Below are 13,730 nucleotides of genomic sequence, written 5' to 3' on the forward strand. Positions count from 1 at the left end.
CACCTCAAGCAGGTTTTGTGTAAGCATATGCCCTACGCGCAATAGCTGATAGCTGATAGCTGATAGCTGATAGCTGATAGCTGATAGCTGATATAGCAGAAGTCAGAAGTCAGAAGTCAGAAGTCAGAAGTCAGAAGTCAAACTCTTGCGCTTACTTTGGGTGTGAGACTTTTGTCATGTCCTAACTGCCCTGGCGACTGCTATAGCTTACGGTTTTGTAGCAATAATAGTGCGGTGACGAGGATCGCTGGCTACCGTGGTCTGATAGTCAAAACCAACTTTAATCATCGCCCCTTCCACATCAAAGCTGTAGTAGTCATCACTCCAAGGTTCTGTACTTTTCATCAACACAAACAGTGCAGGGGGCAGATTCTGGATGACTGGGGAGGCAGGATTATTATCTACAACACCAAGGCAGCCACCAGGTCGTAGAATACGTAGCGCTTCGGAAAAAATTTCCTCTGTTGCTTGGTGCGGTAGTTCATGAAGAACCAACTGTAAGGTGACCACATCAAAGGAATTGTCTGGTAAACTGGTTTCCTCTCCTTTGCCATGGATCCATTCGGATATTTCTGCTGTCTGATCCATGGTCTTGGCCACAGCCAGCATATAAGGGGATAAGTCTAACCCAACGGTGCGGATTTTGCCCTTTTTGATCCTGGAGTAGTAGCGGTGTAGCGCTAAGGTAGATATCCCTACTGAGCAGCCAATGTCTAGCACATCTGTGACTATCTCGGGATTATACTCTCCTAGTACTTGATGAAAACTACTTCGTAATCGCTCTTGTGCCGAAAGCCAAGTAAGTTTTTCTTTGGGCCAAACCCTCAACCCCATAGCCTGGGTAGCACTGGCAGCTTCAAAGGCAGCTTCCCAGCATAGGTTTCCCTGGTCATAAGCATGGAAAGGGACTTTGTAGTAGTCTGGGTAGACCAGGCTAGGGTTAGTAATCTCGGATAGTAAGGTCTTCGCTCCTGATTTTTCTAACTCCTGGTAGTTTTTCCGCCACTCAATCCCATTTTTTTCTGCGGTTTTAATTAGCACCTGCCTGGCCTGGTGTTGCATCACCTTGTAGATCGGCTTGGTGTCGATCAACAGATTAACGAACCGGGAGAGTAAGTCATCCCCCGCCCAGTCTGGTTTGAGCTTGTCCTTCATCAGTATTCAAAAATTATCCCAATGATTAGCTCATCTAATTATTTCATAGCGGTATGATTGCGCGGTATTATTGCTCTGCCCCAGCACCCATCTCAGTTCCAGTAACTCAACAGTGGCATCAACGATAATGAAGTAGTGTGGGAGAACGTTACCTTGATTCCTAGCTACAAAGAGAATTAATGACTAATGATTCTTAACAACCCAAAATCCCAAGTGGACAAAAGCTGGAGTAGTTGGGTCATAGTTCTATTACTGCTGGTGTGGATAGCGATCGCAGCAGGTTTACGGTTTACCTATCTGGCCGGAAAACCCCCCTGGTCAGATGAATTTGCCACCCTAGTGTTTAGCCTGGGCAATAGTTTTCGGAGGGTACCGCTGGATCAGGTGATTACGTCAGATACCCTGTTAGCTCCCCTGAAACCGAACTCTAGTGCTAGCATCAATTCCGTTATTAATAACCTAATCACCGAGAGTAATCACCCACCACTGTACTTCGTCCTCACCCATCTGTGGCTGAAGCTGTTTCCAGGCCATGGGGAATTGGTATCCCTGTGGGTAGCGCGATCCTTGAGTGTGCTACTGGGAGTGATTTCCATTCCAGCCCTGTTTGGCTTAGGTTGCTTAGGGTTTCGCTCTTCCCTGGTGGGTCACTTCGCAGCAGCACTGATGGCTGTTTCACCCTATGGCATTTATCTGGCTCAAGAAGCTCGACACTACACTCTAGGGATTCTATTGGTTATCGCTTCAGTCAGTTGTTTGGTGTACGCTACGCGATCGCTTCAACGGCAGACGCCCTTCCCGATTTACATAGCATTAATCTGGGTTATTGTCAATAGCTTGGGCATAGCTGTCCATTACTTTTTCGTCCTGGTGATCGCAGCTGTAGGACTGGTAATGCTTGGGTTGCGGATTGGGTCAGGGGGTTCAGTATTTTCTTGGAAGTACTGGTGGCGAATTTACGCGGTGGCCCTCGGGACATTAATGGGAGTCTTAGTTTGGCTGCCAATTTTGCCACGCCCCTCCAGTAATCGTTTGACAGAGTGGGTTCACCAAGACACAACCCTCAGCAATTTGCTCGAACCGGTAGCTAGACTCTTGTCTTGGCTGATCACTATGGTAGTGATGCTGCCAGTAGAAGGGCAATCCCTACCGATTATGGTCGCCTCTGGACTAGTAACAGTAATATTAGTAGTCTTGATAGTGCAACTGTTGCGTCGAGGAATCAGAATTCAGAGCTTAGACTCCCAGACTAAGGTCATGACTCAGGTTTTGGGCGGTTTCGTCCTGGGAGCGATCGCATTATTCTTGTTAATCACTTACGGTCTTGGCATTGATTTGACCTTAGCCGCTCGTTACCAGTTTGTCTACTTCCCCATGGTAATCATGTTACTAGCAGCAAGCTTTGCCAGTTGTTGGAGAGCTGCCCAAGGGAAAGATCAGCAATGGGTAGCACTAATCCTGTTGATGGGATTGGTAGGTGGAGTGATAGTGGCATCCCATGTGAGTTACCAAAAAGCCGATCGACCAGATCTTGCGATCGCTAAAATCTTAGAGATTAGTGATTTCCAGTCTCAATCCCTGCCAGTCCTGATTGCTACAGTTCACAAAAGCCATGAACAAACAGGAGAAATGATGGGGTTAGCTTGGGAATTGAACCGTCGCAAAGTAGTTGATACTGCCATTAATTCACCCCAGTTTCTTTTGGCACATAAAGACACCGAGCCAAGGGTAGCTACAGAAACCCTGCAAAAAACTGTGGCTCAACTGCCCAAACCTTTAGAATTGTGGGTAGTCAATTTTTCTGCCTCTGTTGAGTTAAAAGCCCAAGGTTGTATTAAGGATAAACAATCTATATCTAAAGTCCCTGGTTATCGATTTCGACGGTATTCTTGTGAGAAGCATGGGGCTGAGGGCAGGAAATAGGGAAGAGTGTCGGGAGAGGGTGGAGTGTTCGGAGTGTGGGGGGAGAGGGAATAAATAGTTTTCGATAATTTGGTATAGTTAAAGATATTTTTGCTGATTTTTATCGTACTTCCTGCAGATAAATCAGCCATTTTGCTAAACGTTTATTAATCGATTCAAGACTTCTGGCTTAATTCCTAATCCTTAATACTTAATCCTTAATACTTAATACTTAATAGTCTCTCTTCCCTGTGCCCAGATCCGCTGTGCCCAGATCCGCTGTTCCCTGTTCCCGATTCCCGATTCCCGATTCCCGATTCCCGATTCCCTGTTCCCTATAAAACTTGGCAATTGCTGTAATTGTATGGTATATTTCCCAATAAATTAATAGCGCTAGAGTAAGTTGCCCGATCATGATAGATACCACCCAAGCCGCCTATCTTCTAGGTATTTGTCCTCAACGAGTTCGCCAACTCCTGAAAGAGGGCAGAATTCAAGGAGCCGAAAAAGTTGGTCGCTTTTGGCGGATTCCGCTATATAACGGTATGCCCAAGATAGTTCCCGGTAGCCGAGGACCACAAGGCTCCTGGAGAAAACAGCCCAGCAAATCCCTGACTCACATCTACCTCAACGAGGAAGTACTTCAAAAGAATCAACAAAACCATACAACAGACCCAGTGATTACAGTTAAACGGGGTAATCGCGATATCAACTGTCATTATGTAGAAATCAGCGGGCCATCCCGGTTAGTCTATAGACCAGAATCTCCCAAGAATAGTGGTGCCACCCTTTGGATAGAGGTTGAGCCTAATGTGGAGGTTGTAACTAAGGTTTTTGGTCAGTATTAACATGTTCAAAATTAAGCTCAACCACTTCTAGGCTGTATCCTCTTTGCTTAGCAATCCGCTTAGCTTTGGCTTGGGCTTGACTGAAGGAATCAAATTTGAGTGCTCCCCCTGCATGAGGACACCAATTTAACCGTTCCATCCCACCTAATAACTCTAATGAAGCTAGGTAATTAGAGCTATTGGATTCAAATAATACGTACCTAGGTCGGGATGAAGTGCTGTTAGTACCGTCGTGAGATTCTTGGCGACGTTGTTGTTTTAGTTTTGACGCACGACCCATAGCAGACCTCTAGAAAACTAGTGTTGAATGTTTAAAAAATTATTATTCCAGCGGCAGGTGATGAGTGACGAAAGTAAAATTTTATATTTACCAAAGATAGTGTAAATCCAGGACAAACCCAGGCAAAACCTCCTCCCCTGATAAAGTTTTAGGAGACTCCAACACCTCCACAACTTGACCTGGTCGATAAATTTCCACTTGCCGTGCTTGAGGATTAATTAACCAGCCCAGACTTACCCCATTTTTTAGATATTCCTCCATCTTGGCTTGAGTCACCGTTAACCGATCAGTTGGAGACATTAATTCTAGCACAAAATCCGGGCAAATCGGTGGAAACTTCTGGCGTTGCTCTGGTTTAAGTGCATCCCAGCGTTGTTGTTTAATCCACGCTACATCCGGAGAACGGTCAGCACCATTAGGGAGTTTAAAGCACGTCGAAGAGTCAAAACAAACCCCTAATTTAGCTTTTCGATTCCAAATACCTAAATCGATGATGATTTCAGCATTATGGTTACCAGTTTCTCCACCAGTAGGTGACATGATAATCACTTCTCCCTTGGCATTGCGCTCAAATTTTATTTCCGGGTTATTTCGACATAACTTATAAAATTGGTCATCAGTCAGTTCAATAATAGATTTGAAACTTACTGTAAAAGCAGTCATGGTGATTTAAAATGTAGAATTGTAGGGACTATTTTAATTATTATCAAGTTCCACAGGGATGATACACTCAGGACTATTATTTCTGACATTATTCACAGTAGTGCTAACGGGATAAACACTCATCTTCTGGGCATCATAGGGAATCAGTAGTGGCTGCAATAGCTCCCGTTGACTTACCTGATGATGCAGCCATAAATCATAATCCCTAGGTTCTAATATGACTGGCATTCGATCATGGAGCGGACTGATAATGTCATTAGCTACTGTGGTTATAATTGTACAAGAAGCAATTATCTCACCCGTTGGATTTTTCCAAAGTTCCCAAAGTCCTGCAAAAGCAAACGGACGCTTATCTTTCATATGGAAATACAACGGTTGCTTCTTGCCATCCTGTCTTCGCCACTCATAAAAACCATCCGCTACAACCAAGCAAAGCCGACGACGGAATGCACTGCGAAATGCTGGCTTTTCTGCTACCGTTTCTGCTCTAGCATTAATCAGCTTTGCACCAATTTTTATATCCTTTGCCCAACTAGGAATCAAACCCCAACGTAACAATTGCCATTGTCGCTCAGTCTCAGTTGAGGGGTTTAATACTGTTGCCACCAGCTGAGTAGGGGCAATATTGTAACTAGCCTCCTGGGTTGGCACATCATCTAAATCAAAAGCTCGCGCTAGGCTTACCCCTATAGTTGTCAGGGTGAATCTACCACACATACTGGACGTGATTTAGTATTTATGTACTATTTTAGAAGCAAGTTATCCGTCCTGAGTGCTACAAACCAGCAAGCCTGCTATTAAGCGATCGCGTAGCGTGGCCTACGGCCAATCGCATTTCAATCAGCAATTCAATCATTTGTGGCGGTCGGCTCTGGAAGGTTTGCTAGTTTCGTCCCTTACTGGAGCAGCGTTCAAGTAATAGACCTTGACAAAATTAGCAATATAATCAGCAATTACCCGATTCCCGATTCCCGATTCCCGATTCCCGATTCCCGATTCCCGATTCCCTGCGCGCAGCGCTATAGTACGGGCAACCATTCCAGTCACCCGTACAACCGTCAACTGTCAACCAACCATCAATGTCTTAAAGATCTGTTTCGCTAAACTCACGATTCATGTGGTCAAAGGGCTGATCAACAAATCCGATATTCCCAATACCAGCTTCTGTTGCCATTGCTTTGACCATATCTTTCATAATCTCAATCCCACGCACGGTTGGAGCGATTGGCACACCTAGGGAGTTATAGGTTTCCCGCAACCCTTGTAGAACCCGCTCATCCAGGACATTGGTATCACCAGCAACTAGGGCATAACTAGCATAGCGCAGGTAATAATCCAGATCTCGTAAACAAGCAGCATAACGACGAGTTGTATAAGAATTGCCACCTGGACGCAACAGTTCAGGAACTTCCTCATACAGTTGTGCTGATGCTTGCTTGACAATAGAAGCAGCATTGCCATTGATTAAAGTAGCTACAGCCACCCGAGCGGTGCCAGTTTCAAAGTAAGACTTAAGTGAATCGATGGCATCCCGATCTAGGTAGCGACCTGAGCTATCATAATTCCTAATCAAGTTTGTGACTAGATCCCTCATTAAATTATTCTCCCAACAACAATCTTGATATTTTTGATTTACTATTGACCTCTTCCCTAGATATAGGGCGAGCACTCAACAGGTACAGAGCGCTACACTATGCACTCCACAGGAGTTAAACAGCAAGTTGAATGTGTGCTCAATTCCAGACGCTATAATTGGCTGGAGCTAAGCGTATACATATCTTTCATCACTAGATTGTACCCTGTTGCTTGTTGCTTTCATCCTTAATGCTTCTTGAGAATTGGGCGTTGCCCACCATAGATGTGACCTTATAGTTGAGCAAGACACTTCCAGAGGGGGGAAACAGGGAAACTAGAACCGACCGACCAAATGCTCCCACTAACCCCATTGCCCATATAGAGGCCATATAGAGGGATTTAGGCAAAACCTGCCACTAACCAGAGCCTAGTCTTCGCCTCTGTGCCATGGTGACCAGACAAAGACCTTCTGTTGAGCCTTTGTGCGAGCCTTTGTGCGAACCTGACTTAGTCTAGAACTCGAAAATTTAATTTTTTATTCATATGAGATCCGATCATCTTAGGACATTCTGTATTGTTAGATACATAATGTCCTACTTTCTATCCCTAGGATGAGTCAGGAATCAGGGAACTACAACTTTTCACTGTTCAAGGGAAAAGCCCATCAAGATGCTTTTAAGAAAATCGTGCTGCTTGCACCACTCAAAAAAAAGTATCTCCCCAGGAATAACTGACTCGGATGCTTACCTAGCCCGTCCTCGGTTTGGGAAAGCTTAAGTGTCGCCAATTTTGGTAGATTCACTAACTCAAGTAATTTTCTAAGATTGTTTCTTTGTAAACAAACGTAAAGCTGATCAAAGGAGTCATTCATGCCTGAAACCCCACAAGAAGTCTTGAAAATGATTCAAGACCAAAACATAAAAATCATCGACCTTAAATTCATTGATATGCCAGGGATCTGGCAGCACTGCTCGTTTTACCAAGACCAAATAGAAGAGGATTCCTTTGTCGATGGAGTTCCCTTCGATGGTTCAAGTATTCGGGGTTGGAAAGCAATCAACGAATCTGACATGGCAATGGTTCCTGATGCCACAACGGCTTGGATCGACCCATTCATGAAAGAACCAACCCTGAGCATGATTTGCAGCATTAAGGAACCGCGTACTGGGGAATGGTACAGCCGCGATCCACGCAGCATTGCTCAGAAAGCCCTTGACTATCTGATCAGCACTGGCATTGGGGATACCGCCTTCTTTGGTCCAGAAGCTGAATTCTTTGTGTTTGATGATGTTCGCTTTGACCAAACCGAGAGCCAGTGCTACTACTATGTAGACAGCGTTGAAGGTCGTTGGAATTCTGGTCGAGAAGAAGCAGGTGGTAACCTCGGATATAAGCCTCGCTATAAAGAAGGTTATTTCCCTGTCTCCCCCACAGACACCCTGCAAGACATGCGTACCGAAATGCTGCTAACCATGGCAGAGTGCGGCGTACCCATTGAAAAGCACCACCACGAGGTAGCTACAGGTGGACAGAACGAGTTGGGTTTCCGCTTTGGCACCCTAATTAAGGCTGCTGACGATCTGATGACTTATAAGTATGTCATCAAAAATGTTGCCAAAAAGTATGGCAGAACTGTCACCTTCATGCCCAAACCAATCTTTAATGACAATGGTTCGGGAATGCATACCCACCAATCTATCTGGAAGGATGGGGAACCCTTGTTCTGGGGTGATGGTTACGCCAACCTAAGTACCATGGCGCTCCATTACATCGGTGGTTTACTCAAGCACGCCCCGGCTCTGTTAGCACTTACCAACCCCAGCACGAACTCCTACAAGCGTCTGGTTCCTGGGTTTGAAGCCCCAGTCAACTTAGCTTACTCCCAAGGCAACCGTTCAGCTTCCATCCGCATTCCTCTGTCTGGCCCCAATCCTAAGGCCAAGCGGTTAGAGTTCCGTTGCCCTGATGCCACCTGTAACCCCTATCTCGCCTTCGCTGCCATGCTCTGTGCTGGTATTGATGGCATCAAGAACGAGATTGAACCAGGTGACTCTCTAGATGTGGATATTTACGACCTCTCTCCAGAGGAATTGAGCAAAATTCCATCCACCCCCGGTTCTCTAGAGGATGCTCTGGCAGCCTTAGAAAAGGATCATACCTTCTTGACTGAATCAGGAGTATTTACCGAAGACTTCATTACCAACTGGATTGAATTCAAACTAGACAACGAAGTCAACCCCATGCGGTTGCGGCCTCATCCCTATGAGTTCGCACTATACTACGATGTCTAATACTTTGTCAATGGTGAACTAAGACCATTAGCCATCCTCTAGGGTCAACTACCGCACACTGACCCTCAAGGTACAGTGTGGGCTTGAATAAAGCCTGTTGACCAGACGGCGCGAGGCAAGAAATCCTCGCCTCGCGCAGCCGTTAAGACTAAGCGTTAAAATTCGTACCTTGAAATGCGTGCCAGTTTCAAGCACTACAACTGGGTAATTAAACAGGTCATTCGGGAAAGCCAGTGTTACTCAGAAAGTACCGAGTCTTAACACGTCGAGGCAAACCTTACCAACTTATGTTGAGCGTTCAAAGTAATGCGAGTTTTCGTAGTAGACAAAAACATTTTGCCTCTTGACCCTTGCCATCCAGCACGGGCGAGAGAACTACTCACAAAAGGACGAGCGAAAGTCTACAAGCGCTATCCATTCACGATCGTGCTACAGGAGAGAACGGCGGAAGAATCGATAGTTCATCCTCATAGGATTAAGATTGACCCTGGAAGCAAAGTAACTGGAATTGCCGTAGTTCAAGAGGAGACAGGACGTGTTGTAGGAGCGTTAGAAATCTCTCACAGAGGGCAACAAATTAAAGACGCCCTTGAATCTCGTAGGGCATTAAGAAGGGCACGCCGTAACCGTAAAACCCGTTACCGTAAACCTCGATTTCTGAATCGAACCCGTAAACAAGGATGGTTACCTCCCTCTCTTGAGAGTCGGATTGCCAACATTGAAACATGGGTCAGACGGATGCTCAAAGTTTGTCCTATTACAGCCATCTCTACTGAGCTGGTTAGGTTCGATACTCAGGAATTACAAAATCCTGAGATTAGCGGTGTTGAGTATCAACACGGAGAGCTCTTTGGCTTTGAAGTAAAAGAGTATCTATTGACCAAATGGGGTAGAAAATGCACTTATTGCGGCGTTGAAAATGTCCCCTTAGAGATTGAACATATCATCGCCAAATCAAGGGGAGGTAGTAACCGTGTGAGCAACTTAACATTGGCTTGTCATTATTGTAATCAAGCCAAAGGAAACCAACCTGTTGAAGAGTTCCTGAAAAAAAAACCATTAGTTCTCAAACGAATTTTGGCACAAGCATTAGCACCATTGAAAGATGCGGCAGCCGTTAACGCTACCCGATGGGAACTGTTCAGAAGGCTGCAATCGTTCAGTTTGCTATTAGAAACAGGTACAGGGGGTACAACCAAGTTTAACCGTAAGACCAGAGGCATCGAGAAACACCACTGGACTGATGCGGCTTGCGTAGGTGCCTCTACACCGGAAAAGCTACTTTTAAAGGGAGTTAAGCCACTATTAATCAAGGCAAAAGGTCATGGAACTCGTCAGCGTTGCGGGACTGACCGCTACGGCTTCCCAATCCGTCATGCTCCATCCCAAAAGTTCTTTATGGGTTTCCAGACAGGGGATTTAGTGAAAGCTAATGTTTTAACTGGGAAGTACCTAGGAATCTACACCGGTCGAGTGGCGATTCGATTTAGACCAAGTTTCAAACTAACCACAGTCGGCAAAAGGTTTGACGTTCATCCAAAATATTTGAAAACTATTCACTTTGCTGATGGATACGAATATGGCTCCTGAACAGCGGATTTACTATCGCTCAATTGTTTGTTTGACGGCAATTCCTCGGACAGCTGAAACCGTAGGTTCAGTGTCCATTGAGGAACACTTCGAGCCACACTGATTTTAGATTGATTTTATTACTGAATCATGTTTTTTGCTGCTACGAGGTCCAGTAATTTTTTTCATGATAAGCGCGTTTGTATTTGAGATGTAAACCTGTATTGTCTTTTTTTATTGTCGAATAAAACTCCGGAGCTCTTGCCCCTTTTGCCTTTTGCCTCTTACATGCATGCCTCTTGGCCTTTGGGAGTATGTTAACAACCGAGATCTAAACGCTATAGTCTACAGTAGACTTGGTCATAAATAATTCCTGTCCCCAATTCAACGACCGTTCCCCTATCGGGTCAGACGTGGGTTTGGTGCGGGTTTAGCTAAGAAAATCTATGACAGTTGCATATCCTCACAAATCAAACAATGGCATGGGTGCCCGTGAAATCCTGCCACATGTGGTACGCGATCGCAAACTTCACCTGGTCATGCTCAACCGCTATCGCTACAACGAACAACACAGTTGCCTGGATCTCACGGATTTGGTAGAAAAGCTGGATGGTCAGCCAAAAGAACTGGTGCGTGACCTATCTCATCACATTGCTGACGAAGCTCGTCATGCCATGTGGCTGACTGACCTACTCATGAAACTGGGGGCAGATATTGGTAAGCCCCCTGGAGTGTCCTACATCAAGGAATTTGATCGACTGATCGACCAGGAAAGCTATAAACAACCAGGAAAGCTGAACGATGGACTGATCGGTGGTTTGGCAGCGATTAATGTCACCGAAAAACGGGGATGTGAGTACTTCTCAGCTCACATCAAAGCATTGAAAGAGGCACCGAAAACGGAAGAAAATATTAAGATTCTTAAAACCATTGAACAGATTTTCCCAGAGGAAGTTGGTCATGTGCGTTGGGGGAATCGGTGGTTGGCACAAATTGCCAAGAAAAGCCCAGAACATCGACAGAAGGTCGAACAGGCAAAGCGCCAGTATGTAGCGATAGAACAGGCGGCTTATGAATCTGGTATAGATCTGATGGCAGGTGCTGAACTGCGCCGACTCAATAACTTGCTAGAGGTTGCCAATACTTTGCCAGTGTGGGAACGTCCTCAGTACCTGATCGAGCGCTTACCCCAAACCTTGCTAGCCCCTGAACTGCAAATGACCAGGATTCAGGTAGCACAAAAGGCTTGGCAGCAAGATCCACAAGGGTTTATCGAAAAATTTGTGCCAATGTTTTTGAACGGTCTGAATCAGGTATCTAAACATCAGCAAAAAGCTGTCTCCTAGAAAATTGGTCAAGAAGTCAGAAGCTGTTCAAGGGCATTTGTTAGTGTTTCGGTATCTCAAAGGTAAAATCTAAGACAAGGGTTCAAGGAAAAAGGTTAAGGCAAAATCATTTTTTCCCCTTGACCCTTTCCTTTTTGCCTGTCTCACCTAATTGCATGTCTCGACCCTTGATTTAAGAAAATCACTCAACGTGTCAAGAAGCATAGCTACAGGTGATACTGGGTCTTAGGCAAACCCCAAGACCAGCACAGAGAAATAGATTATGACAAACCCACAGCCGAATCCTGACACTCTATCTAGTCAAGACTTGTCAATGGCAGAAATCGTTGCCAGTGAGTTCAACCAGACTATGACTGCCGTTAACTATGTCGAAAACATTGAAACGGTCATCTCCAGCCTGGAACAAAACAATAGCGCTATGGTAAGCCACAGTGAAGAAGGCTACTTGTGGAAGTTTCAGTACGGTAGCGTGGAAGTATTCGTTCAGCTCACTGGTTCCACAGATGATGACACCTTCACAGCTTGGTCTTCTGTGATGCATCTACCTGCCAAGGACGAGGCAAAATTGATGCGCAAGCTCCTGGAAATGAACTGGTATGACACCTTTGAATCCCGCTTTGCTATTGTTGAGGATCAAGTTGTCGTGTTATCCACGCGAACTGTTGCTGAATTGTCCCCAGGAGAAATTTCTCGCGCCATTACCGTGGTAGCCACTATAGCCGATGACAATGATGACTTATTACAAGCTGAGTTTGGTGCGGCCTAAAATCTTCTGATTCCAGTTGATATTACCACACAGGTGAAGGATAAAGATTAAAACATACCAGTTAGCGAACAAATCAGCCAACAATGGCATTGTTTAATACTTCAGACTTACCACTTGAGACTTCTGATAGTTCAGACTTACCACTTCAGAGTTCATCCTGGCGTTTAATTCCCTTACTACAGGCATCAGGGCGGCTTCAGATGGCCATTGACCAGTGGCTACTAGCCCAGCACCAACGGGGAAAACATCCCCCAGTATTGCGATTTTATACCTGGGCATCACCAACCATCTCTGTTGGCTACCATCAACGCCGTTGGCCTGAGTTCTGGGAACAACTCACTTGGGCATCACAACCAGTAGAGCTGGTAAGGCGTCCCACTGGTGGTAGAGCTGTGCTACATCAGGGAGATTTGACCTATATGGTGGTTAATTCCGGGTTGACTGGTAAACGTCTTGATGCCTATCACCAAATTTGTGAGTTTTTGATTCAGGGGTGGCGCTCGCTTGGTGTAGAGTTGCACTATGGTTCAGCCGGACGGGGGTATATTCACAATCCCAACTGTTTCGGGACTGCTACTGGTGCCGATTTAGTGTTGGCAGATGGTTCTAAACTGATTGGTAGTGCTCAATTGCGCCGTGGTAATGTGACTTTGCAGCATGGCTCAATTCCCTTAGAACCAGATGCTGGACTGTATACTCAAGTGTTTGGGGAAGCGCCCCCTCCCTTTGATCTACCCATGGCTCAACGGGGAGATGCCTTAATAAACATTGTGGTGGATGCCCTAACTCATGCTGCTGCCGATTGTTTTGGTGTGGAGTTGGTAGAGAAGCCTTTATCAAATCAGGAGTGGCAAGAAATTCTGGCTTTGGTAAATAGCCGATCAGATCAATAGCCGATCAGAACAAATCTGGTTGAACACCCATAGTTAAGGCTGATGGAAAAGCAGACAAGGAGAGGTTTTTATCATGGATAAAACAGAAATTATAGCGCTACGTGCAAGTCAGAAGTAAGAAGTAAGAAGTCAGAAGTAAGCGATTACTTACGTTTCGGAGTTTAGGAATTGTCTTACATCTGAATGCGTAGTGCTATATCAGAACTTAAGCAAAAGTAGGCAACAAACTAGCTGATGTCTAAAGTTACTACCAGAAATGACTTGGGCGTGATGATTTGTAAGCTCCAAATCCTGTTCCGAGCCCAATATACTCCTGGCTCGTTTCTCAATTTTTGACAATAACTGCCATAAATCCCACCTCCTGTCAGTATTTTCCCTGAGGGTAAGTTCAAGGTAAGTTTATATAATCCTAAACAAGCACCTTTTTCAGTAATAGCTTCAA

14 protein-coding genes are annotated in these 13,730 nt (G+C 45.2%); 8 read left to right on the forward strand and 6 right to left on the reverse strand.

Annotated elements, in window-relative coordinates; translation table 11 throughout:
- Positions 1-207 precede the first annotated feature (207 nt).
- Complete coding sequence (locus F6K37_RS17740) at positions 208-1,155, reverse strand: class I SAM-dependent methyltransferase (protein WP_008177988.1); 948 nt, start codon at positions 1,153-1,155, stop codon at positions 208-210.
- Between the two features lie 186 nt (positions 1,156-1,341).
- Here F6K37_RS17740 and F6K37_RS17745 point away from each other — a divergent pair, with 186 nt between their 5' ends.
- Together F6K37_RS17745 and F6K37_RS17750 are read left to right on the forward strand one after the other, a co-directional pair.
- Positions 1,342-3,078, forward strand: a complete 1,737-nt coding sequence (locus tag F6K37_RS17745; protein WP_287251407.1) for a glycosyltransferase family 39 protein — start codon at positions 1,342-1,344, stop codon at positions 3,076-3,078.
- 392 nt (positions 3,079-3,470) lie between these two features.
- Entirely contained in the window at positions 3,471-3,905 is a 435-nt protein-coding gene (locus F6K37_RS17750) for a helix-turn-helix domain-containing protein (protein ID WP_008177982.1), read from the forward strand.
- On the opposite strand, the gene F6K37_RS17755 is transcribed toward F6K37_RS17750, so the two are convergent.
- The 3 genes from F6K37_RS17755 to F6K37_RS17765 form a co-directional block, all read right to left on the reverse strand.
- Positions 3,883-4,185 carry a hypothetical protein gene (locus tag F6K37_RS17755; protein ID WP_287251408.1) on the reverse strand — a complete coding sequence of 101 codons (303 nt, stop codon included), beginning with the start codon at positions 4,183-4,185 and terminating at the stop codon, positions 3,883-3,885. The two genes, F6K37_RS17750 and F6K37_RS17755, sit on opposite strands and share 23 nt — an antisense overlap.
- A gap of 87 nt (positions 4,186-4,272) precedes the next feature.
- On the reverse strand, positions 4,273-4,848 hold the full coding sequence (locus tag F6K37_RS17760; protein ID WP_287251409.1) for a Uma2 family endonuclease: 576 nt from the start codon (positions 4,846-4,848) through the stop codon (positions 4,273-4,275).
- Positions 4,849-4,881: 33 nt separating this feature from the next.
- Positions 4,882-5,565 carry an SOS response-associated peptidase gene (locus tag F6K37_RS17765; protein ID WP_287251411.1) on the reverse strand — a complete coding sequence of 228 codons (684 nt, stop codon included), beginning with the start codon at positions 5,563-5,565 and terminating at the stop codon, positions 4,882-4,884.
- Positions 5,566-5,706: 141 nt separating this feature from the next.
- Here F6K37_RS17765 and F6K37_RS17770 point away from each other — a divergent pair, with 141 nt between their 5' ends.
- On the forward strand, positions 5,707-5,952 hold the full coding sequence (locus F6K37_RS17770; protein WP_154659637.1) for a hypothetical protein: 246 nt from the start codon (positions 5,707-5,709) through the stop codon (positions 5,950-5,952).
- Here the strand turns inward: F6K37_RS17770 and apcB are convergent.
- Complete coding sequence (gene apcB, locus F6K37_RS17775) at positions 5,933-6,442, reverse strand: allophycocyanin subunit beta (protein ID WP_008177972.1); 510 nt, start codon at positions 6,440-6,442, stop codon at positions 5,933-5,935. The genes F6K37_RS17770 and apcB overlap by 20 nt on opposite strands.
- An 850-nt stretch (positions 6,443-7,292) precedes the next feature.
- Between apcB and glnA the strand changes: the two genes are divergently transcribed.
- The 5 genes from glnA (at position 7,293) to F6K37_RS17800 (ending at position 13,288) form a co-directional block, all read left to right on the forward strand.
- The gene (glnA, locus tag F6K37_RS17780; protein WP_008177966.1) at positions 7,293-8,714 is read left to right on the forward strand and encodes a type I glutamate--ammonia ligase; all 1,422 of its coding nucleotides are present in this window, start codon (positions 7,293-7,295) and stop codon (positions 8,712-8,714) included.
- Between the two features lie 306 nt (positions 8,715-9,020).
- Entirely contained in the window at positions 9,021-10,304 is a 1,284-nt protein-coding gene (iscB, locus tag F6K37_RS17785) for an RNA-guided endonuclease IscB (RefSeq protein WP_287251413.1), read from the forward strand.
- Positions 10,305-10,729: 425 nt separating this feature from the next.
- A complete protein-coding gene (locus tag F6K37_RS17790; protein ID WP_044491863.1) occupies positions 10,730-11,629 on the forward strand; it encodes a ferritin-like domain-containing protein in 900 nt (299 codons plus the stop codon).
- 262 nt (positions 11,630-11,891) lie between these two features.
- Positions 11,892-12,395 (forward strand): YbjN domain-containing protein, encoded by a 504-nt coding sequence (locus F6K37_RS17795; protein ID WP_008177958.1) that lies wholly within the window; start codon positions 11,892-11,894, stop codon positions 12,393-12,395.
- An 83-nt stretch (positions 12,396-12,478) separates the two neighbouring features.
- Positions 12,479-13,288: a lipoate--protein ligase family protein gene (locus tag F6K37_RS17800; RefSeq protein WP_008177956.1), complete on the forward strand. Its 810-nt coding sequence runs from the start codon at positions 12,479-12,481 to the stop codon at positions 13,286-13,288.
- 227 nt (positions 13,289-13,515) lie between these two features.
- Here F6K37_RS17800 and F6K37_RS17805 read toward each other — a convergent pair.
- Positions 13,516-13,730: hypothetical protein (locus tag F6K37_RS17805; RefSeq protein WP_287251415.1), on the reverse strand; the 215-nt coding region annotated here is incomplete at its 5' end.

This window comes from Moorena sp. SIO4E2 (assembly GCF_010671945.1).
In the GTDB taxonomy this organism is placed as follows: Bacteria; Cyanobacteriota; Cyanobacteriia; order Cyanobacteriales; family Coleofasciculaceae; genus Moorena; species Moorena producens.

Bases quoted from the DNA above. Each gene is read 5' to 3' on its own strand.
- iscB (WP_287251413.1), top strand. From the start codon at position 9,021: ATGCGAGTTTTCGTAGTAGACAAAAACATTTTGCCTCTTGACCCTTGC.
- F6K37_RS17800 (WP_008177956.1), top strand. From the start codon at position 12,479: ATGGCATTGTTTAATACTTCAGACTTACCACTTGAGACTTCTGATAGT.
- F6K37_RS17795 (WP_008177958.1), top strand. From the start codon at position 11,892: ATGACAAACCCACAGCCGAATCCTGACACTCTATCTAGTCAAGACTTG.
- apcB (WP_008177972.1), bottom strand. From the start codon at position 6,442: ATGAGGGATCTAGTCACAAACTTGATTAGGAATTATGATAGCTCAGGT.
- F6K37_RS17745 (WP_287251407.1), top strand. From the start codon at position 1,342: ATGATTCTTAACAACCCAAAATCCCAAGTGGACAAAAGCTGGAGTAGT.
- glnA (WP_008177966.1), top strand. From the start codon at position 7,293: ATGCCTGAAACCCCACAAGAAGTCTTGAAAATGATTCAAGACCAAAAC.
- F6K37_RS17750 (WP_008177982.1), top strand. From the start codon at position 3,471: ATGATAGATACCACCCAAGCCGCCTATCTTCTAGGTATTTGTCCTCAA.
- F6K37_RS17760 (WP_287251409.1), bottom strand. From the start codon at position 4,848: ATGACTGCTTTTACAGTAAGTTTCAAATCTATTATTGAACTGACTGAT.
- F6K37_RS17755 (WP_287251408.1), bottom strand. From the start codon at position 4,185: ATGGGTCGTGCGTCAAAACTAAAACAACAACGTCGCCAAGAATCTCAC.
- F6K37_RS17740 (WP_008177988.1), bottom strand. From the start codon at position 1,155: ATGAAGGACAAGCTCAAACCAGACTGGGCGGGGGATGACTTACTCTCC.
- F6K37_RS17765 (WP_287251411.1), bottom strand. From the start codon at position 5,565: ATGTGTGGTAGATTCACCCTGACAACTATAGGGGTAAGCCTAGCGCGA.
- F6K37_RS17790 (WP_044491863.1), top strand. From the start codon at position 10,730: ATGACAGTTGCATATCCTCACAAATCAAACAATGGCATGGGTGCCCGT.